This window comes from Streptomyces sp. SDT5-1 (assembly GCF_052245995.1).
Classification (GTDB): Bacteria; Actinomycetota; Actinomycetes; order Streptomycetales; family Streptomycetaceae; genus Streptomyces.
The window spans coordinates 1,078,815-1,097,451 of sequence record NZ_CM125963.1; the positions used below are offsets into that span (position 1 = coordinate 1,078,815).

The window sequence follows — 18,637 nt, forward strand, 5'->3', positions numbered from 1 at the left end:
CGGCCCGGGCCGTCGCGCGTCACGGGTGGCGGGGCGCCGCTCAACTGCGGCCGAGGATCTCGGCGTTCAGGACGGTGCCGCCGAGGCTCCAGCCGCCGTCCGGGATCTCCTCCAGGACGACGAGGGTGTTCGGGCGGGCGCGCTCCCCGTAGACGTCGACGAAGGCCTCGGTGACGGCGTCCCGCAGCTTCTGCTTCGACTCCGGTGTGAGCGTGTCGGCGGGCACCTTGAGGTTGGCGAAGGGCATGGGTGGGTGTCCTTTCGGGGCGGGGCGGCGTCGGTGGGATGCCGCTCGCTTCCCACGCTGCGGTGTCCGCGGCGGCCGAACCAGGGGATGGCGTCCCCAGGGTCCGCCGCCCGCGGAGCGGCCCGCGTCGCGCAGACTGGGGGCGTGGGCTCATTCAAGTACGCCGAACTCGGCACGTTCCTGCGCTCGCGCCGTGCGCGCATCCGGCCGGCGGACGTCGGCCTGGTCGCGGGGCCGCGCCGCCGGGTGCCGGGGCTTCGCCGCGAGGAGGTGGCACAGCTCGCGGGCGCCTCCGTCGACTACTACAACGAGCTGGAGCGGGGCGCGGGCTCCCAGCCGTCCGAGCAGATGCTCGCCGCCCTGGCCCGCGCGCTGCGCCTCACGTCGGACGAGCGCGACTACCTGTACCGGCTGGCCGACCGTCCGCTGCCCGCCGCCGGGAGCCCCGGGGCGCACGTCCACCCGGGGATGCTGGACCTGCTGACGCGGCTGACGTCGACGCCGGCCCAGGTCATCACCGACCTGCACGTCACGCTCGTGCAGAACCCGCTCGCGGTGGCGCTGCTGGGCGACCACTCCCGGTTCCGCGGCGACAACGTGAGCTTCGTGCACCGCTGGTTCACCGATCCCGACGCGCGCCGCTTGTACCCGGAGGCGGACCACGACGCGCAGTCCCGGGTGTTCGTCGCCGATCTGCGGGCCGCCGCCGCCCGCCGCGACGCGAAGGACCCCGAGGCCCGCACCCTCATCGCCGAGCTGAACCGGCGCTCGGCCGAGTTCGCCGAACTGTGGGCCCGCCACGAGGTCCGCGTCCGCAGGGACGACCGCAAGCGCATCGACCATCCGTCGCTCGGCCTGCTCGAGGTCAACTGCCTGAACCTGTTCAGCGAGGACGGCCGGCAGCGACTGCTGTGGTTCACACCCGCGCTCGGCACCGACAGCGCGGACAAGCTGGAGCTGCTCGCGGTCCTCGGCACCCAGCTCGCCGACACGCCCCGCTGAGGCGTCCCCTCAGGCGCAGGGCCGCCCCGGCTCCGACGCCACCCGCGGCGGCCACACCCCCGCCACCAGGACGCCTTCCGCGTACGCGCGGGCGACGAGTTCCGTGCGGTTGGCCGCGCCCCAGCGGCGGGACAACTGTCGCAGGTGGTACGTGACTCCGTCCGTCGTCAGGCCCGTCTCGCGGGCCGCGCGAGCGGTGGTCGCGCCGCCCGCGAGCAGCGCCAGGATGCGCGCCTCCTGCGGGTTCGGGGGCGTGGCGGCCGAGGGCGGCGGCTCCGACTCGGCAGGGGTGTCGCGCACCCGCACCGTGACCAGCAGGTCCGGCACGCGGCTCGCGGTGTCGCTCACCGTGTCGACGATCAACTCGCCCGTACGGTCCCGGCCGTGGCCGCCCCGCCAGGCCACCGCCACCGTGTACCGGGAGCGGCGCCGCGCCTTCTGAGCCTGCGCGATGCGGTCGACCTGCGCCGCGTCGACGGGCGCGAACAGGTCGAGGATGTCGCGCCCCTTGAGGCGGCCCGGCGTGGTGCCCCACTCCAGGGCGAACGCGGCGTTCACCAGGCGTACGGTGCCGTGCGGATCGCAGACCGCGACCGGCATCGGAATCCGGTCGAAGAGCACCATCGCGCGATTGCGCCACACCACGCCGTCCCCGGTGTCCACCGTTGCCTCCCCGCGGCCGTACGCGCCGCCCCGGCGGCGGCCCTGTCACGGACGGCGGCCCGGCACAAGTCCGATACACCGTCAGCCACTACACAATCATGTAGTGGCTCGGACGTGACCGGCGGGGGCGGCGCAGCAAGCTGGAACCCGCAGTAACCACGGCGCGGCCCCCCACCCCGCGCCGGCACGATCCTCTCCGTGAAAGGCCCCCACCATGCCGGACTCCCCCACCCCCGACGACAGCGCCTACGCCGCCGCCGGCATCCCGGTCGTCGACGTCTCCGCCATCGGCCTCGGGCCAGGACCGCTCCAGCAGGTCATGGGCCTGATGCGGGAGCACGGCCCGGTCCTGGTGCGGCGGGTGCACGGCCGGGACGCCCTGTTCGTCTCGGACCTCGACCTGGTCACGGAGCTGGCCGACGAGACCCGGTTCGCGAAGAGCATCGGGCCCGCGCTGCGCAACGTACGGGAGTTCGCCGCCGACGGACTGTTCACCGCCTACAACGACGAGCCGAACTGGGCGCGCGCCCACGACATCCTGATGCCGGCCTTCGCCCTCGGCTCCATGCGGACGTACCACCCGGTGATGTACAAGGTGGCGCGCCGCCTCGTCGACTCCTGGGACCGGGCGGCCGAGGACGGCAGCCCCGTCGACGTGCCCGGTGACATGACGCGCATGACGCTCGACACCATCGGTCTCGCCGGGTTCGGCTACGACTTCGCGTCCTTCGAGAGCAGCGAGCCACACCCGTTCGTGGAGGCGATGGTGCGATGCCTGGAGTGGAGCATGAAGCGCCTGGCGCGGGTGCCCGGCGGTGACTACGAGGCCGCCGACGCGGCGTTCCGCGCGGACGCCGACTATCTCGCGCAGGTCGTCGACGACGTGATCAGCGCCCGGGTGGAGAGCGGCGAGCGGCACACCGACGATCTGCTCGGCCTGATGCTGACGGCCGAACACCCGCGGGACGGCTCGACGTTGGACACGGCGAACATCCGCAACCAGGTCATCACGTTCCTGATCGCCGGGCACGAGACGACGTCGGGCGCCATGTCCTTCGCCCTGTACTACCTGGCGAAGAATCCGGCGGTCCTCGATCTCGTACGGCGCGAGGTGGACGCCCTGTGGGGTGACACCGCGGACCCGGAGCCGGACTTCGACGAGGTGGGCTGCCTCACGTACACGCGGCAGGTGCTCAACGAGGCGCTGCGGCTGTGGCCCACGGCCGCCGCGTTCAGCCGGGAGGCCCGCGAGGACACGCTGCTCGGCGGGCGGGTCCACGTGAAGGCGGGGCAGGCTGTGACGGTGCTGGCGCCGATGCTGCACCGGGAGCCGGTGTGGGGCGACAACCCGGAGCGCTTCGATCCGAACCGGTTCACGCCGGAGGCGGAGGCCCAGCGTTCCCCGCACGCGTTCAAGCCGTTCGGCACGGGTGAACGGGCCTGCATCGGGCGGCAGTTCGCGCTGCACGAGGCGACGATGCTGCTCGCGATGCTCGTGCACCGCTACCGGCTGGTCGACCACGCCGACTACGAGCTGTCGGTGAAGGAGACCCTCACGCTGAAGCCCGACGGCTTCACCCTCACGCTCGCCCCGCGCACTCCCGCCGACCGCACGCACACCCCGCTGCCCAGTGCCACCACCACGGCCGAGCAGTCCTCGGCCGCCGACACCCTGCCCCAGCGGGTACGGCAGGGGACCCGCGCCCTGTTCCTGCACGGCAGCAACTACGGCACCTGCGAGGGCCTCGCCGCGCAACTCGCCGACGACGCGGCGGCGCTCGGCTGCGACACCGAGGTCGCCGCCCTCGACGCGTACGCGCAGGGGCTGCCGCGGGACCGGCCCGTGGTGATCGTCGCTGCTTCGTACAACGGCCGCCCCACCGACGACGCCATCACGTTCCACGACCGGCTCGACGACGACACGCCCACCGACGGTGTCACCTACGCCGTCCTCGGTGTCGGCGACCGCAACTGGGCGGCGACGTACCAGCACGTGCCCACCCGCATCGACGACCGGCTGGCCGCGCGCGGCGCCGAGCGGCTGTGCGCGCGGGCCGCGGCCGACGCCTCCGGCGACATGGGCGGCACCGTCCGCGCCTTCACCGCCGACCTGCGCACGGCGCTGCTCGAGCGGTACGGGGACCCGGAGGCCACCGGCGCTCCGGCCGAGCCCACCGCCTCGTACGAGGTCCGGGAGATCACCGGTGGGCCGCTGGACGCGGTGGCCGGGCGGCACGGGCTCGTGCCGATGACCGTGACCGAGACGCACGATCTGACGGCGCCGGGGTACCCGCGCGTGAAGCGGTTCGTACGGCTCGCGCTGCCGGACGGTGTCACGTACCGGACGGGCGACCATCTCGCGGTGCTGCCCGCGCACGAGGACGGGCTCGTCGACCGCGCCGTGAAGGCCCTCGGCCTCGACCCGGACGCGCTGCTCGACATCCGCGACGCCCGCCCGCGCCGCGACTCCCTCGCCGTCGACCGCCCGCTGACGGTCCGTGAACTCCTGACGTACCACGTCGAGTTGCAGCACAGGCCGGGCCCGGAGGCGGTGGCCGCGCTCGCCGCCGCCAACCCCTGCCCGCCGGAGGCCGCCGCGCTGCGCGAGCTGCCGGCCGACGACCCGCGCACCTTCGTCGAGCTGGTCGAGGACCACCCGGCGCTGCACGGTGTCCTCGGCTGGGACCGGCTGCTCGGGCTGCTGCCGCCGCTGCGTCCGCGCCACTACTCCGTGTCGTCCAGCCCGGCCGAACTCCCCGGCCACGTGGACCTCATGGTGTCCGTGCTCGACGCGCCCGCCGCCTCCGGGAACGGCCGCTACCGGGGCACCGGCTCGCACCACTTGGCCGGGCTGCGCACCGGTGACACCGTCCTGGCCCGCGTCCAGCCCTGCCGCGACGCCTTCCGCATCGCGCCCGACGCGGCCGAGCCCGTCGTCATGATCGCGGCGGGCACGGGTCTCGCCCCGTTCCGCGGCGTGGTGGCCGATCGTGCCGCGCACGACGGTCGACTGGCGCCCGCGCTCCTGTACTTCGGCTGCGACCACCCCGACGGCGACTTTATGCACGCCGACGAGCTGCGGGCCGCCGACGCCGCCGGAGCGGTCTCGCTCCGCCCGGTCTTCTCCGAGGCCCCGGTCGACGGACATGCCTTCGTGCAGCACCGCATCGCCGCCGAGAGCGCCGAACTCGGCGCGCTCCTCGACGCGGGCGCGCGGGTCTACGTGTGCGGGGACGGCGCGCGGATGGCACCCGGCGTACGGGCCGCCTTCCGGGCACTGCACCAGGCACGCACCCCGGGCGCCGACGAGGCGGCGGCCGAGGCGTGGCTGTCCGGGCTCATGGCCGAGGGGCGCTACGTGGAGGACGTGTACGGCGGCTGACCGTGCACGCCCTCCACGGGCGGCGACGGACGCGACCTCAGTTCGCCTTGTCGGTGAACTCGGTCGTGTACGTCTTCTTCAGGTCGATGGTGGCGTCCTTCAGGTTCGGGTTGAAGGACTTCAGGACCCGCTGCACGGTGGCGGGTCCGTCGGCCGGCATCCGCCCGTCCTCGGTGAACATCGGCAGGGTGCTCTCGATGGCCCGCGCGTACAGTCCCTCGCCGCCCTGCGCGTAGTCACTGGGCATCTTGGCGGCGATCTCCTCGGCGCTGTGCGCGTGCATCCACGTGAGGGTGCGCACGAACACCTTGGCCGAGCTGGTCCGGGAGGTGGTGGCGGGCGCGCGGGCGCCGCGTGGGCGCACGAGGTGGCGGAGCGGGCGGGCATCAGCCGCTCGACGGCGCAGCGCTATCTGCGCCACCTCCAGGAGCAGGGGGTGCTCGCCCTGTCGTTGCGGTACGGGGACGCGGGGCGGCCCGAGCACCGGTACACGCGCCGCCGCTAGCCCCCTGCGTTCAGCCGGCGGGTCGAACGAGGGCCGCCGCGGCCGAGCGCGCCGACTCCAGGGCCCGCAGCCGCTCGGCTCCCGGTTGGCCCAGCACGACGCGGGTGCTCAATCCGTCGAGCAGTGCGAGGAGTTGGGAGGCGCGGCCGGGGACGTCGTCGACGGCGAAGACGCCCTTGTCGACACCCTTGGCGATGATCGCCTCCAGGTCCGCCTGCCACCCCTGGTCCAACTCCTGCTGCGCCGCGCGCAGTTCCTCGTCGGATCCCGAGCGGGCCCACAGCTCGACCCAGAGCATCCAGCGCGGGTCGCGGGGCCCGGTCGGCAGATACAGGTCGAGGTAGAGATCGAGGCGGCGGGCCGGGGTCACCCGGCGGGCGAGCAGCGCCGCCCGTTCCTCGGTGAGGGCGGCCTCGCTGTACCGCAGGGCCTCGACGAGCAGCAGGTTCTTGGAGCGGAAGTAGTAGAGCAGGTGGCCCCCACTGGTGCCGAGCCGCTTGGCGAGCGAGGCCATGGTCAGGGACGCCAGGCCCTGCTCGGCGACGACGGCCGTCGCCTCCTGGAGGGTGCGGGTGCGCAGGTCGCCGCCCGACCGTCCCGGCCGCTCCGCCGTCGACCCCGCCATGCGCGCCGCTCCTCACTGCTGTTCGTACGGATCGCAGCCTACCTCTTGACGTGGGCCGACACCGCGCCGCATCTTGAATGCCGTTCAAGTTTCTTGAACGGCATTCAAGATCTTTCCCTGCGGCGAGAGGCGATGGCATGACGGCACGAGGGACCACGCAGGACCCACCGGCCCAGGACCCACCCGCGCAGGCCGCCAAGGACGAGGTGTTCCAGGTCGAGGAACACGGCTCGACCCCATCCCGGAGTCCGAGCGGCATGGCGGGGCGCGGGACCTGTTCTGGCTGTGGTTCGGCTCGAACCTGACGTTCACCTACGTCATCAACGGCGCGCTGGCCGTCTCCTTCGGCCTGTCGTTCTGGCAGGCGGTGCTCGCGGTCGTCGTCGGAGGACTGACGTTCTTCGTCATCAGCGCGGCGGGCATGAGCGGCGTACGGACGGGCACGGCGACGCTGGTGATCTCCCGCGCCGCGTTCGGCGTGCGCGGCAACTGGCCGGCGGGCCTGCTGAACTGGGTCGTCAGCATCGGCTACACCATCGTGAACACCGTCGTCGGCGTCCTCGCGCTCCAGGCGATCTGCGCCGAACTGGGCTGGCACGGCACGGCCGCCCGCGCCGTGAGCCTCGCCGCCACCCTGGCCCTCACCTTCGCCGTCGCCCTGTGGGGCCACGCGACCGTGCAGTGGGCCGAGCGCTGGATGGCATACGCGCTGACCGCCGGTTTCGCGGCGATGCTGCTGTTCCTGCTGCCCGGCACGGACACCGGCGCGGCGCCCTCGCCGGGCGGCGCGGCCGGCTGGTCCCTCGCGTTCGTCGTGGTGCTCGCCGGGCCGATCAGCTACGTGCCGATGCCCGCGGACTACACCCGCTATCTGCCGACCACCACCTCGATGCGCTCGCTGACCTGGAACGGCGCGCTCGGCGGCCTCGTGTCGTCGGTGGCCCTCGGGGTCGCGGGGGCGGCCGCCGCGACGCAGGCCGATCTCACGGACGCGGTGGCGGGGACGCAGGGGCTGCTGCCGGGCTGGTTCCAGCCGCTGTTCCTCGCCCTTGTGCTCGGCGGCTCCGTCACCAACTCGATCATCACCCTGTACTCGTCGAGCCTGAACCTCCAGGTCCTGGGCATCCCGTGGAGCCGCGCGAAGGCGATCCTGATCAGCGCGGCGGTGACGGCCGCCGGATCGCTCGCCGCGCTGTTCCTGGTCGACTTCACGGAGTCGCTGCTGTCGTTCCTTTCCCTGCTCGTCATCGTGTTCGCGCCGTGGGGCGGGGTGTTCCTGACCGACATGGTGCTGCGCCGCTGCCGCTACGACGCCGACGCCCTGCACACCGGGCGTGCGGGCCGCTACTGGTACCGCGCCGGGTACAGCCCCGCCGGACTCACGGCGCTCCTCGTCGGGATGGTGTTCGCGGCGCTCACCTGCGACAGCGCGCTGTGGCGCGGCCCGCTCGTGGCCCCGCTCGGCGGCATGGACCTCAGCGCGCTCGGCGCCGTGGTCGGGGGCGTCGTGTACGCGGTGCTGGCCCGCACCACTGCCCGCCCGCACACCACGTAACGCCCCCTTCTCCCCTCCGAACCACCCTCGTACGAGAAAGAGCCCCACCCTCATGGCACCCGCACCGCATCACTCCCCCGCCGACCTCGTCCTCCGCCGCGCCCGCATCCACACCGTCGACCCCGAACTGCCCGAGGCCGAGGCGCTCGCCGTGCGCGACGGGCGGATCGTGTGGCTCGGCGACGACGCGGACGCCGAGCGCTGGACCGGCCCCGACACCCGAGTCGTCGACGCGGCAGGCCGCCTCGTCCTGCCCGGGTTCATCGACGCCCACAACCACGTCCGGCTCGGCTCGGACGACGCCTGCGTCCAACTCGCGGGCGCCACAAGCCTGGAGGAGATCCACGACCGGATCTGCGACTGGCGCGGGCGCCACCCCGACGCCGCCTGGATCGAGGCCGAGGCGTTCGACTACTCGGCGCTCCCCGACGGCCGGATGCCGACCGCCGCCGACCTCGACCCGGTCACCGGCGGCACCCCGGCCATGGTCCTCAGCTACGACGTGCACACGGCCTGGCTCAACACGGCGGCCCTCGACCGGCTCGGTGTGCGCGCGGACCGCACGGAACTCCCCTTCGGCATCGCGCAGACCGACCCCGTGACGGGCGAACCCACAGGCTTCGTACGGGACTTCGCGGTGCGCGGACTGTCCCGCGAGGGCCACAGGGCGCTGCGCCAGCTCGGTGTGCCGTGGGCGTCCCCCGAGCGGCAGTACGGGCGCCTCGTGAAGTCCCTCGACGACGCGATCCGGTTCGGCATCACCACGGTGGTCGAGCCGCAGAACTCCCTGGACGACCTGGAGCTGTTCGAGCGGGCCAGGGCCGAGGGGCGGCTGCGCTCACGGCTCGTCGCCGCCCTGTTCCACCCGCGCGGCACCACGGACGCCGACCTCGACGACTTCGAGGCCGCCACGCGCGCGTACCGCGACGACCGGATGCGGCTCGGCCCGCTCAAGCTCTACATCGACGACGTCGTGGAGCCCCGCACGGCCGCGCTCCTCGAGCCGTACGCGACCGGGTGCGCGGGGCATCGGGGCGAGACGTTCTATCCGGCGGAGGAGTTCGCCGACCTGCTGACCAAGCTGGACGCGCGCGGCTTCCAGTGCTTCGTGCACGCGACGGGCGACCGGGGCATCCGCACGGTCCTGGACGCCGTCGAGCAGGCCCGTGCCGTCAACGGGCCGCGTGATGCCCGCCATCAGGTGGTGCACGTCGAGTGTCTCGACCCGGCGGACGCGCCGCGCTTCGCCGCACTGGGCGTCGTGGCGTGCATGCAGCCGCGGCACTGCGCCCCGGAGATCGCGGGGCCCGGCCAGGACTGGGCGGCCAACGTCGGCGAGGGCCGCTGGCACAAGGCCTGGCCGATGCGCACGCTCGACGCGGCCGGGGCGACGCTGGCGTTCTCCAGCGACTGGAACGTCGCGGAGATGGACCCGATGATCGGCATCTACACCGCCGCCACGCGCAGGCCGCTGGCCGGCGGTCCGGCCTGGATGCCGGAGGAGACGGTCGACGTGGCCACGGCCGTGCACGCGTACACGATGGGTTCCGCGTACGCCAACTTCCTGGAGCACGAGCGGGGTTCGCTGACCGTCGGCAAGGCGGCGGACTTCTGCGTGCTCTCGCGTGACATCCTGCGGGCCGACCCCGACGACATCCCGGACACCGTCGCCGAACTCGTCGTCGTGGCGGGCGACGTGGTGCACGAGGCCGGGGCCTGAGAGGCCGTCAGCCGGTCGCCCGGAACCGCCACCCGTGATCGACAGGCCCGATCCCGTCCCCGAGCGCGAACCCCGCCGCGATCGCCCCGGTCACGTACTCCTTCGCCCGCCGCACCGCCTCCGGCACGTCGCGGCCCTGGGCGAGGCCGACCGCGACGGCGGAGGCGAGGGTGCAGCCGGTGCCGTGGGTGTGGGCGTTGTCGTGGCGGGGCGAGCGCAGCCAGTGCTCGGCCGTGCCGTCGGTGAGCAGGTCGACCGCCTCGCCGGGCAGGTGACCGCCCTTGACCAGGACCCAGCGCGGGCCGTAGGTGAGGAGCCGTTCGGCGGCGCGGCGCATGTCGGACTCGGCGGTGTCGGCCTTCAGGGCGATGCCGGTGAGTTCGGCGACCTCGTCGAGGTTCGGCGTCACCACGGTGGCCACCGGCAGCAGACGGTCCCGTACAGCGTCGATGGCCTCGTCGGCGAGCAGCCGGTCGCCGTGCTTGGAGACACTGACCGGGTCGACGACGACGGGGGCGGGCGCGTCGGACAGCAGCGCGGCGACCGTCTCGACCATGGCGGGGTCGGCGAGCATGCCGGTCTTGAGCGCCTGCACGCCGATGTCGTCGACGACGCTGCGGTACTGGGCGCGCACGGCCTCCAGCGGCAGGCTCCACGCGCCTTGCACACCGAGGGAGTTCTGGGCCGTGACGGCGGTGAGCACGCTCATGCCGTGCGCGCCGAGCGCCAGCATGGTCTTGAGGTCGGCCTGGATCCCGGCGCCGCCTCCGGAGTCGGATCCTGCGACGGTGAGCACGCGGGGCGGCGCGACCGCGGGTGGTGTCCCGGTCATGCGGAGGCATCCTTTCGAGGACAGGCGAGGGAGGCATCGGCGCCGGTCCACGCGTCGGCGTACCGGCGGGCGGCGGCCTCGGGGGCGGGGGCGGCGCAGATGCCGGAGACGACGGCGCCTCCGGCGGCGCCCGCGGCTCTCAGGTGCGGCAGGTCGTCGGCGGTGACACCGCCGATGGCGACGGCGGGCAGCCGGGTGTGCCGGACGAGCGCGGCGAAGCCTTCGTGGCCGAGCGGCGTCGGGGCGTCCGCCTTGGTGCGGGTGGCGTGCAGGGCGCCGATGCCGACATGGTCGACCCGGGCCGGGCTCGCCTCGGCGGCCCGCAGTTCGTCGACGGTGGCCGCGCTGAGGCCCAACACCGCTTCCTCGCCGATGAGTTGGCGTACGGACTCGGCGGGGAGGTCGGACTGGCCGACGTGGACGCCGGTGACCCGGGCCCCGGCGGCGCGTGCGGCGAGGAAGACGTCGACGCGGTCGTTGACGATGAGCACGACGTGCTCGGGCAGCACGGCGGCGACGTCCAGGACCGTGCGCAGGAACGCCCGGCCGCCCGCGCGCTTCTCGCGGACCTGTACGGCGGTGACACCTCCGGCCACGGCCCGCTCGACGGTCTCGGCCACGGTCCGCCCGAGGGCGGCGCACTGGTCCGGGTCGGTGACCAGGTACACGGACAGGTCGACGCCTGCGCCCGTCGTCGTACGCGCCGTCATGACAGCCTCGCCCGTGCGGCCACGTCGTCCGGGGTGAGCGCGGCGAGCGCGTCCAGGAAGCCGACGGCGAAGCTGCCGGGCCCCGACGCCGACCGGGCGGCGGACTCCGCGGCGACGGTGTACGCGGTGGCGGCGGCGACCGTCGTGGCGAACCGGTCCTCGTCCACGGAGGCGAACGCCGCCATGACCGCGCCGAGCGCGCAGCCACCGCCGGTCACCCGGGTCAGCAGGGCGTCACCGTTGGCGATGCGGGCGGCGCGGCTGCCGTCGGTGACGTAGTCGACCGGGCCGGACACGGCGACCACGCTGCCAGCCGTGCGCGCGAGCGAGGTGGCCGCCTCCTCGGCGTCGTCGACCCCGTCGGACGCGTCCACGCCGCGGCCTCCGGCGCCCGCTCCGGCGAGGGCGATGATCTCGGAGGCGTTGCCGCGGATCACGGTGGGCCGCAGCGCCAGCAGCTCGTGGGCCAGCTTGGTCCGGACGGGCAGCGCGCCGACGGCGACCGGGTCGAGGACCCAGGGTGTGCCCGCCTCGGTGGCGGCGCGAGCGGCCTCGGGCATCGCGGCGCGCTGTTCGGCGCGCGGGGTGCCGAGGTTGACGAGGACGCCCGAGGCGACGCCGGCGAAGGCTCCCGCCTCGTCCGGGATGTCGACCATGGCGGGCGCGGCGCCGACGGCGAGCAGCACGTTGGCGGTGAACCCGGTGACGACCGCGTTGGTCAGGCACTGCACGAGCGGGGCGTCGCTCTGTACGCGCCCGAGCGCCCGCGCCGCGAAGGCGACCAGGTCGTCGGGGCGGTCGGGGGACGTCTGGGGCATGGGTGACTCCAAGGGAGCGGGAGGTGCGGGTCCGTACGGAGGCCGGTCAGGCGCGGCGGCGCAGGCGCAGCGGCGCGTACACGGCGGCGGCCACGAGGAACGCCACGTAGTACGACAGGTCCGCTCCGTGCAGGGCGTCCGCGACCGGGCCCACGTACAGGCTGGTGTCCATGAACGGGACGGCGCAGGCGAAGGCGGCGGCGAAGGCGAGCAGGGCGGGCCAGGCCGGGCGGCGCCGCGCGCGCTCGGCGGCGAGGTCGAGCGGCGCGCCGGCGCGTTCCTTCGCCCGTGCCCGCCAGTCGACGAGGACGACGGCGACGAATCCGGGAATCCAGTAGCCGACGAACAGCAGCACGTTCTGGAAGCGTGCGGTGGTGTCGGCGGCGTGCATCCACAGCACGAGCGGGAAGCCGAGCACGGCGGCGAGGGCGGCGGCCACCGGGCGCGGGATGCGCACGCCGACGGTCTGGAGGGCGAGGGAGCCGCTGTAGTCGTTCATGGCGTTGCTGCACAGGGCGGCGAGGGCCACGGCGAGCAGCCCGAACCCGCCGACGACTCCCCCGCCGAGCAGCTTGTCGACGCCCGCGGCCGTCTGGTCGGTGAGCACGGACGCGCCCCACAGGCCGAGGGTCTGCACGGCCACGAAGGACACCAGCAGGCCGAGCAGCGTGCACCAGAACATGCGGGTGCGGGAGGTGGTGGCTGGCAGGTAGCGGCTGAAGTCGCTGGCGTAGGGCGCCCAGGACAGGCTGAGGCTGAGCGCGATGGTGCTGGTCAGGACGAACGCGCCGAGGCGGTCGGCGCCGTGCACCGTGCTGTGGGCCGCCGGGTGCACGCCGTCGAGCAGCCGCCACGCGATGAGCGCGAAGGCGGCGCCGAGGACGAACGTCATGACGATCTGGAGCCGGTGGATGGCCTCGTAGCCGAGGACGCCGAGCAGGCCCTGGGCGAGCAGCATGACGAGGACACCGGCCCAGAACGGCCAGCCGAGGAGGCGGGCGAGGGCGTCGCCGCCGAACAGGCCGATGAGGGCGTCCCACGCGATGGAGGACAGCCACTGGAGCACGCCGGGCAGGACGACGCCGCGGCCGAAGGCGAGCCCGGCGAGCGGCAGCTGCCCGGCGCCGGTCCTGCTGCCCCAGGTGCCGAGGTACGCGGTGGGGACGGCGCCGATCAGGGTGCCGATGACGACGGCGGCGAGCGCCGTGGTGAAGTCGAGCCCGAGGGCGATGCCGACGGTGCCGGTGAAGACGCCGGTCATGGTCAGGTTCGGGGCGAACCACACCGTGAACAAACGTCCGGCGCCGCCGTAACGATTGTTCTCGGGCACGGGCTCGATACCGTGCCCCTCGATGCCGAGATCGCCGGGCGCCGCGGGCATCCGCCCGTCGAAGGCGTCGACGCCGTGATCGGCAGGCAGGCCGCTGGAAACATGCGCCAAAGGCATGAGACATCCCTCCGCCAGTACGAACTGGTTCAGGTTCGACGGGTGTGTTCTCAGCCCTCTGGTGGGGCACCCCGTGTCCGGTACGGCGGCCAGGGTAACGCGCCGGCCGCGGCGGACGCACAGGCGGGCTGCGGGCCGCCCCTACCCCGGCGGGTGCCCGGCGGGCAATGCGGACCTCTGGGACACGTGGCCGAGTTCCGTCGGGTGCGCGGCGGCCGTGCCGCCCGCCCACCGGGCTCGTAGCGGCTCCGCGGCCCGATCGGGCGTCGGAGAATCCGGCCGAGTTCTGTCGGTGGCGGCCAAACACCCTCCGACCATGATCATCGCATCGAGCGAATGTCGGCGGCTTTCCTTGGTCCGCCGGCCGAGGCGCCGCTTACCGTGAATCTGGTTCTGGACGCATTCACTCCCAATTCTTCCGCTTTCACCTCATCTGCCCATCTCTGACGGGCCTGTTCGCGCACGCCCGACCAAGGAGAGCTCGCTCGATGACAGTTGACTCGACCACCCCGGAAGCCGCGTCCGCCCCGCCCCGGCAGACCAGCCTGGGCACGGCGGCAGCGCGCAACCTCGCCACGACCACCAAGTCCGCCCCGCAGATGCAGGAGATCACCTCCCGGTGGCTGCTGCGCATGCTCCCCTGGGTGGAGACCAAGGGCGGCGTCTACCGGGTGAACCGCCGCCTGACCTACACCGTCGGCGACGGGACCATCGAGTTCATCCAGGACGGCTCCGACGTCCGGGTGATCCCCCGCGAACTCGGCGAACTGGCGCTGCTGCGCGGCTTCGACGACGTCGACGTGCTCACCGCGCTCGCCGACCGGTGCGTCCAGCGCGAGTTCCGGGCCGGTGACACCCTCGTCGAGCGCGGCAGGCCCGCGGACAAGCTGCACCTCATCGCGCACGGCCGCGTCAGCCAGTTCACCGAGGGCGAGTACGGCGACGAGGTCGCGCTCGACGTGCTCGCCGACGGCGACCGCTTCGGCGACAACGCGCTGCTCGACGAGGACGCCCAGTGGGAGCAGACGGCGGTCGCCGAGACCTCCGGCACCCTGCTCACGCTCTCCCGCGCCGACTTCGCGTCCGTCCTCGACTCGGCGCCGCCGCTGCGCGAGCACGTCGAGGCGTTCAAGGAGCTCGCGAGCCGCGGCCAGAACCACCGCGGCGAGGCGGAGATCCCGATGTCGGCGGGCCACGTCGGCGAGCACGAACTCCCCGGCTCCTTCGTCGACTACGAGGCGAACCCGCGCGAGTACGAGCTGTCGGTCGCCCAGACGATCCTGCGCGTGCACACCAGGGTCGCCGACCTCTACAACGAGCCGATGAACCAGACGAAGGAGCAACTCCGGCTCACCATCGAGGCGTTGCGCGAGCGCCAGGAGCACGAGCTCGTCAACAACCGGGAGTTCGGCCTGCTCCACAACGCCGACTTCAAGCAGCGCATCCAGCCGCACTCGGGTCCGCCCACCCCGGACGACCTCGACGAACTCCTGTGCCGTCGCCGCGGCTCGAAGTTCTTCCTCGCGCACCCGCGCACCATCGCCGCGATGGGCCGGGAGTTCAACGCCCGCGGCCTGTACCCCGACCACGTGGATCTCGGCGGCCAGCAGGTGCCGGCCTGGCGCGGGGTGCCGATCCTGCCCTGCAACAAGATCCCGATCACCAAGGAGCGGACCAGCTCGATCCTCGTCATGCGTACCGGCGAGGACAACCAGGGCGTCATCGGCCTGCACCAGACCGGGCTTCCGGACGAGTACGAGCCGGGTCTGTCGGTGCGGTTCATGGGCGTCGACGACCAGGCGATCACGAAGTACCTCGTCAGCACCTACTACTCCGCCGCGATCCTCGTGCCGGACGCGGTCGGTGTCCTGGAGAACGTGCAGATCGGCCGCTGGCCCCGCTAGCGGACCGCGCAGGACCCGCCCACCCCGACCGAGGAGCCCTCAAGGAGTCATGGATGCCCCCGCCTGAGCCGACACCCGCGCAGTCGAGCCTGCCGGAAGCGGTCTCCCGCTTCGGGGCGCAGGTCCTCGCGGACGCCGCGGCCCGCGCCCGCGACATCACCGCCGTCACGGGCGGCCCGCCCTCCGTCCCCTCGGCGACCACCGACGCCCCCGAGGTCGACGTACCGGCGGCAGCGGTGCCCGCGCCCGCCGTCCCGCCCGCGAGCGGCGACGTGGAGCGGCTCCTGCGCGGCCCGCAGGGCATCGGGACGGCAGGCCTGCGGCTGACCCCGCCGGCCGCGCCGCCAGGACCCGCCGACGGTGCGGGAGCGGGCGGCGCCGCCAAGGGCCGCCCCGTTCCGGGCCTGTACCACCACCCGGTGCCCGACCCCGATCCCGTGCGCGTGGCCGAGGTCAGCCGCAGGATCAAGGAGTGGGCGCTCCACGAGGTGGACCTGTACCCCGACGACTGGGAGGAGGAGTTCGACGGCTTTTCCGTGGGCAGCTACATGGTCGGCTGCCACCCGGACGCGCCCACCGTGGACCACGTCATGATCGCCACCCGGCTGATGATGGCGGAGAACGCGCTGGACGACTGCTACTGCGAGGACCACGGCGGCTCGCCCGTCGGCCTCGGTTCGCGCCTGCTGCTGGCGCACACCGCCCTCGATCCGCTCTACACCACGGCGGAGTACCAGCCCCCGTGGGCGGAGTCGCTCCACGCGGACGCGCCCCGGCGCGCGTACCGCTCCGCCATGGAGTACTTCGTCCGGGCGAGCAGTGCCTCGCAGGCCGACCGGTACCGGCACGACATGGCCCGCCTGCACATGGGCTACCTGGCCGAGGCCGCCTGGTCCGAGCAGGAGCACGTACCGGAGGTGTGGGAGTACCTGGCGATGCGCCAGTTCAACAACTTCCGCCCCTGCCCCACCATCACCGACACCGTCGGCGGCTACGAGCTGCCGGCAGATCTGCACGCCCGTCCGGCCATGCAGAAGGTCATCGCGCTCGCCGGGAACGCGACGACGATCGTCAACGACCTCTACTCGTACATGAAGGAACTCGACGCCCCCGGTGTGCACTTGAACCTCCCGGTCGTCATCGCGAAACGCGAGGGGCTCTCCGACCGGGACGCGTACCTGAAGGCCGTCGAGGTCCACAACGAACTCATGCACGCCTTTGAGGCCGAGGCCGCGGCCCTGGCCGCCGAGTGCCCCGTCCCGAGCGTCCAGCGCTTCCTGCGGGGCGTCGCCGCCTGGGTCGACGGCAACCACCAGTGGCATCAGAACAACACCTACCGCTACCGCCTGCCGGACTTCTGGTAAGAGATTGGACTCCTTAGTGACCAGCACCGAACTCACCGCCACCGCTCACAGCACCACCTCCCCGTACATCCCCTCACCGGCCACTCCGTACCAGGGCGACATCGCGCGCTACTGGGACGGCGAGGCCCGGCCGGTCAACCTGCGGCTCGGCGATGTCGACGGTCTGTACCACCACCACTACGGCATCGGCGCGGTCGACCACGCGGCGCTCGGCAACCCGGCCGACGACGCGAGCGAGCAGAAGCTGATCGCCGAGCTGCACCGGCTGGAGTCGGCGCAGGCCGAGTACCTGCTCGGGCACCTCGGTGACATCACGCGGGACGACACCGTCGTCGACGCGGGCTGCGGGCGCGGCGGCTCGATGGTGATGGCGCACCAGCGCTTCGGGTGCAGCGTTGAGGGGGTCACGCTCTCGGCCAAGCAGGCCGACTTCGCCAACGGGCGGGCCGAGGAGCTCGGCATCCAGGACCACGTCAGGGCCCGCGTGTGCAACATGCTGGACACGCCCTTCGAGACGGGTCAGGCCGCGGCGTCCTGGAACAACGAGTCGACGATGTACGTCGACCTGCACGACCTGTTCGCCGAGCACTCCCGCATCCTGGAGGTCGGCGGCCGGTACGTGACGATCACGGGCTGCTGGAACCCGCGCTACGGGCAGCCCTCGAAGTGGGTGTCGCAGATCAACGCGCACTTCGAGTGCAACATCCACTCGCGCCGCGAGTACCTGCGCGCCATGGCCGACAACCGCCTCGTCCCGCAGGCCGTCATCGACCTCACGCCCGACACGCTCCCGTACTGGGAGCTGCGCGCGACGTCGTCGCTGGTGACGGGCATCGAGGACGCGTTCATCAACTCGTACAGGGACGGTTCGTTCCAGTACGTGCTGATCGCGGCCGACCGCGTCTGAGGGAACGTTCCTCGTACGCGTGACCGCTGGTAAGAGGGGCCGTCCTCGGACGGCCCCTCTTGTCACTTGCCGATACCGGCCGTCAGTCCGCTGAGCAGCTGGCGGCGGCCGAACGCGTACAGGATCAGGATCGGCAGCGTGGTGAGGACGACGGCGGCGAGGATGGCCGGGACGTTGACCTGGAACTGGCCCTGCAGGGTCCACACCGCGAGCGGCAGGGTCCGCTTGGACGGGCTCTGGGTGAGGATCAGCGGGAGCAGGAATCCGTTCCAGATGGTCAGCGCGTTGAAGATCGTCACGGTCAGGATGGCGGGGCGGGTGAGCGGGGCCGCGAGGCGCCACAGCGTGGTCCACTCGGTGGCGCCGTCGACCCGCATCGAGTCGAACAGCTCCTTGGGCACGTCCCGGATGAAGTTGCCGAGCACCAGCACGGACAGCGGGATGGCGAAGGCGATCGACGGGAGGATCAGCGCCAGCAGGGTGTCGTACAGATGCAGCCGGATGATGATCAGGTACACCGGGATCACGGTCGCCTGCAGCGGGATGGCCAGGCCCATGAGGAACACACCGTTGACCACGCGCAGGTAGCGCGTGCCGCCGCCGCGCACGATGGCGTAGGCGGCCATGAAGGAGAACGCGACCGCCGGGACCACCGCGCCGACGGTGACCAGGACGCTGTTGAGGAAGTAGCCGACGAAGTCGGATTCGATGACGAGCCGGTAGTTGTCGAGCGTGAGGTCGCCGGACGGGGCGAGCGAGTTGCTGGAGTAGTAGCTGCTCTGCGCCTTGAAGCTGGTGATGAGCGTCCAGTAAAGGGGCACCGCCACGACGACGAGCCAGATCCAACCGCCCAGCCCGCCGAGCCAGTTGCGGCGCTGGGAGGCGGCGCGCGGGCGGCGCCGCTCGTTGCCGGTGATCTTCTGCGGGCGTTCCGCCTCGGTCAGTGTGGTCGTCAT

The 18,637-nt window shown here is 72.9% G+C and carries 15 protein-coding genes, 2 pseudogenes and 1 riboswitch; of the genes and pseudogenes, 8 read left to right on the top strand and 9 right to left on the bottom strand.

The annotated features are described in order from the left end of the window. Positions 1 to 40: 40 nt before the first annotated feature. Positions 41 to 247, bottom strand: a complete 207-nt coding sequence (locus tag ACTWJ8_RS05115) for a tautomerase family protein (protein ID WP_443263087.1) — start codon at positions 245 to 247, stop codon at positions 41 to 43. Positions 248 to 391: 144 nt separating this feature from the next. On the opposite strand from ACTWJ8_RS05115, the gene ACTWJ8_RS05120 reads away from it, so the two are divergent. Further along, the gene (locus tag ACTWJ8_RS05120) at positions 392 to 1,249 is read left to right on the top strand and encodes a helix-turn-helix transcriptional regulator (protein ID WP_443263088.1); all 858 of its coding nucleotides are present in this window, start codon (positions 392 to 394) and stop codon (positions 1,247 to 1,249) included. Between the two features lie 9 nt (positions 1,250 to 1,258). Here the strand turns inward: ACTWJ8_RS05120 and ACTWJ8_RS05125 are convergent, their stop codons facing one another. Beyond that, the gene (locus ACTWJ8_RS05125) at positions 1,259 to 1,873 is read right to left on the bottom strand and encodes a PAS domain-containing protein (RefSeq protein ID WP_356381645.1); all 615 of its coding nucleotides are present in this window, start codon (positions 1,871 to 1,873) and stop codon (positions 1,259 to 1,261) included. A gap of 253 nt (positions 1,874 to 2,126) precedes the next feature. Here ACTWJ8_RS05125 and ACTWJ8_RS05130 point away from each other — a divergent pair, with 253 nt between their 5' ends. Then, a complete protein-coding gene (locus ACTWJ8_RS05130) occupies positions 2,127 to 5,294 on the top strand; it encodes a cytochrome P450 (protein WP_443263089.1) in 3,168 nt (1,055 codons plus the stop codon). A 37-nt stretch (positions 5,295 to 5,331) separates the two neighbouring features. Here ACTWJ8_RS05130 and ACTWJ8_RS05135 read toward each other — a convergent pair. Beyond that, positions 5,332 to 5,607 (bottom strand): annotated as a pseudogene (locus ACTWJ8_RS05135) (ABC transporter substrate-binding protein); the annotation flags it as partial. A 45-nt stretch (positions 5,608 to 5,652) separates the two neighbouring features. On the opposite strand from ACTWJ8_RS05135, the pseudogene ACTWJ8_RS05140 reads away from it, so the two are divergent. Beyond that, positions 5,653 to 5,799 (top strand): annotated as a pseudogene (locus ACTWJ8_RS05140) (helix-turn-helix domain-containing protein); the annotation flags it as partial. Positions 5,800 to 5,809: 10 nt separating this feature from the next. Here ACTWJ8_RS05140 and ACTWJ8_RS05145 read toward each other — a convergent pair. Then, positions 5,810 to 6,424: a TetR family transcriptional regulator C-terminal domain-containing protein gene (locus tag ACTWJ8_RS05145; RefSeq protein ID WP_443263090.1), complete on the bottom strand. Its 615-nt coding sequence runs from the start codon at positions 6,422 to 6,424 to the stop codon at positions 5,810 to 5,812. A gap of 283 nt (positions 6,425 to 6,707) precedes the next feature. On the opposite strand from ACTWJ8_RS05145, the gene ACTWJ8_RS05150 reads away from it, so the two are divergent. Further along, a complete protein-coding gene (locus tag ACTWJ8_RS05150) occupies positions 6,708 to 7,979 on the top strand; it encodes a purine-cytosine permease family protein (RefSeq protein WP_443264810.1) in 1,272 nt (423 codons plus the stop codon). 52 nt (positions 7,980 to 8,031) lie between these two features. Continuing rightward, positions 8,032 to 9,699 (top strand): amidohydrolase, encoded by a 1,668-nt coding sequence (locus tag ACTWJ8_RS05155; protein ID WP_443263091.1) that lies wholly within the window; start codon positions 8,032 to 8,034, stop codon positions 9,697 to 9,699. Between the two features lie 7 nt (positions 9,700 to 9,706). Here ACTWJ8_RS05155 and thiD read toward each other — a convergent pair whose 3' ends face one another. The 4 genes from thiD to ACTWJ8_RS05175 all read right to left on the bottom strand — a co-directional run bounded on the left by thiD (position 9,707) and on the right by ACTWJ8_RS05175 (position 13,506). Then, positions 9,707 to 10,531, bottom strand: a complete 825-nt coding sequence (thiD, locus tag ACTWJ8_RS05160; RefSeq protein ID WP_443263093.1) for a bifunctional hydroxymethylpyrimidine kinase/phosphomethylpyrimidine kinase — start codon at positions 10,529 to 10,531, stop codon at positions 9,707 to 9,709. Continuing rightward, positions 10,528 to 11,241: a thiamine phosphate synthase gene (thiE, locus tag ACTWJ8_RS05165; RefSeq protein ID WP_443263094.1), complete on the bottom strand. Its 714-nt coding sequence runs from the start codon at positions 11,239 to 11,241 to the stop codon at positions 10,528 to 10,530. The genes thiD and thiE overlap by 4 nt, the downstream gene beginning before the upstream one ends. Beyond that, positions 11,238 to 12,059 (bottom strand): hydroxyethylthiazole kinase, encoded by an 822-nt coding sequence (thiM, locus tag ACTWJ8_RS05170; RefSeq protein WP_443263095.1) that lies wholly within the window; start codon positions 12,057 to 12,059, stop codon positions 11,238 to 11,240. The genes thiE and thiM overlap by 4 nt, the downstream gene beginning before the upstream one ends. A gap of 46 nt (positions 12,060 to 12,105) precedes the next feature. Continuing rightward, positions 12,106 to 13,506 carry a purine-cytosine permease family protein gene (locus ACTWJ8_RS05175; protein ID WP_443263096.1) on the bottom strand — a complete coding sequence of 467 codons (1,401 nt, stop codon included), beginning with the start codon at positions 13,504 to 13,506 and terminating at the stop codon, positions 12,106 to 12,108. Next, a riboswitch (TPP riboswitch) is annotated at positions 13,496 to 13,590 on the bottom strand. Its footprint overlaps the gene before it by 11 nt. A 404-nt stretch (positions 13,591 to 13,994) precedes the next feature. Between ACTWJ8_RS05175 and ACTWJ8_RS05180 the strand changes: the two genes are divergently transcribed. From ACTWJ8_RS05180 to ACTWJ8_RS05190, 3 genes are read left to right on the top strand one after another with little or no spacing between them, the layout of a single operon-like run. After that, a complete protein-coding gene (locus tag ACTWJ8_RS05180; protein WP_443263097.1) occupies positions 13,995 to 15,410 on the top strand; it encodes a family 2B encapsulin nanocompartment shell protein in 1,416 nt (471 codons plus the stop codon). A gap of 53 nt (positions 15,411 to 15,463) precedes the next feature. Continuing rightward, the gene (locus tag ACTWJ8_RS05185) at positions 15,464 to 16,774 is read left to right on the top strand and encodes a family 2 encapsulin nanocompartment cargo protein terpene cyclase (protein WP_443263098.1); all 1,311 of its coding nucleotides are present in this window, start codon (positions 15,464 to 15,466) and stop codon (positions 16,772 to 16,774) included. A gap of 16 nt (positions 16,775 to 16,790) precedes the next feature. After that, positions 16,791 to 17,681: a geranyl diphosphate 2-C-methyltransferase gene (locus tag ACTWJ8_RS05190; RefSeq protein ID WP_356380928.1), complete on the top strand. Its 891-nt coding sequence runs from the start codon at positions 16,791 to 16,793 to the stop codon at positions 17,679 to 17,681. Positions 17,682 to 17,743: 62 nt separating this feature from the next. On the opposite strand, the gene ACTWJ8_RS05195 is transcribed toward ACTWJ8_RS05190, so the two are convergent. Continuing rightward, a complete protein-coding gene (locus tag ACTWJ8_RS05195) occupies positions 17,744 to 18,637 on the bottom strand; it encodes a carbohydrate ABC transporter permease (protein WP_356380930.1) in 894 nt (297 codons plus the stop codon).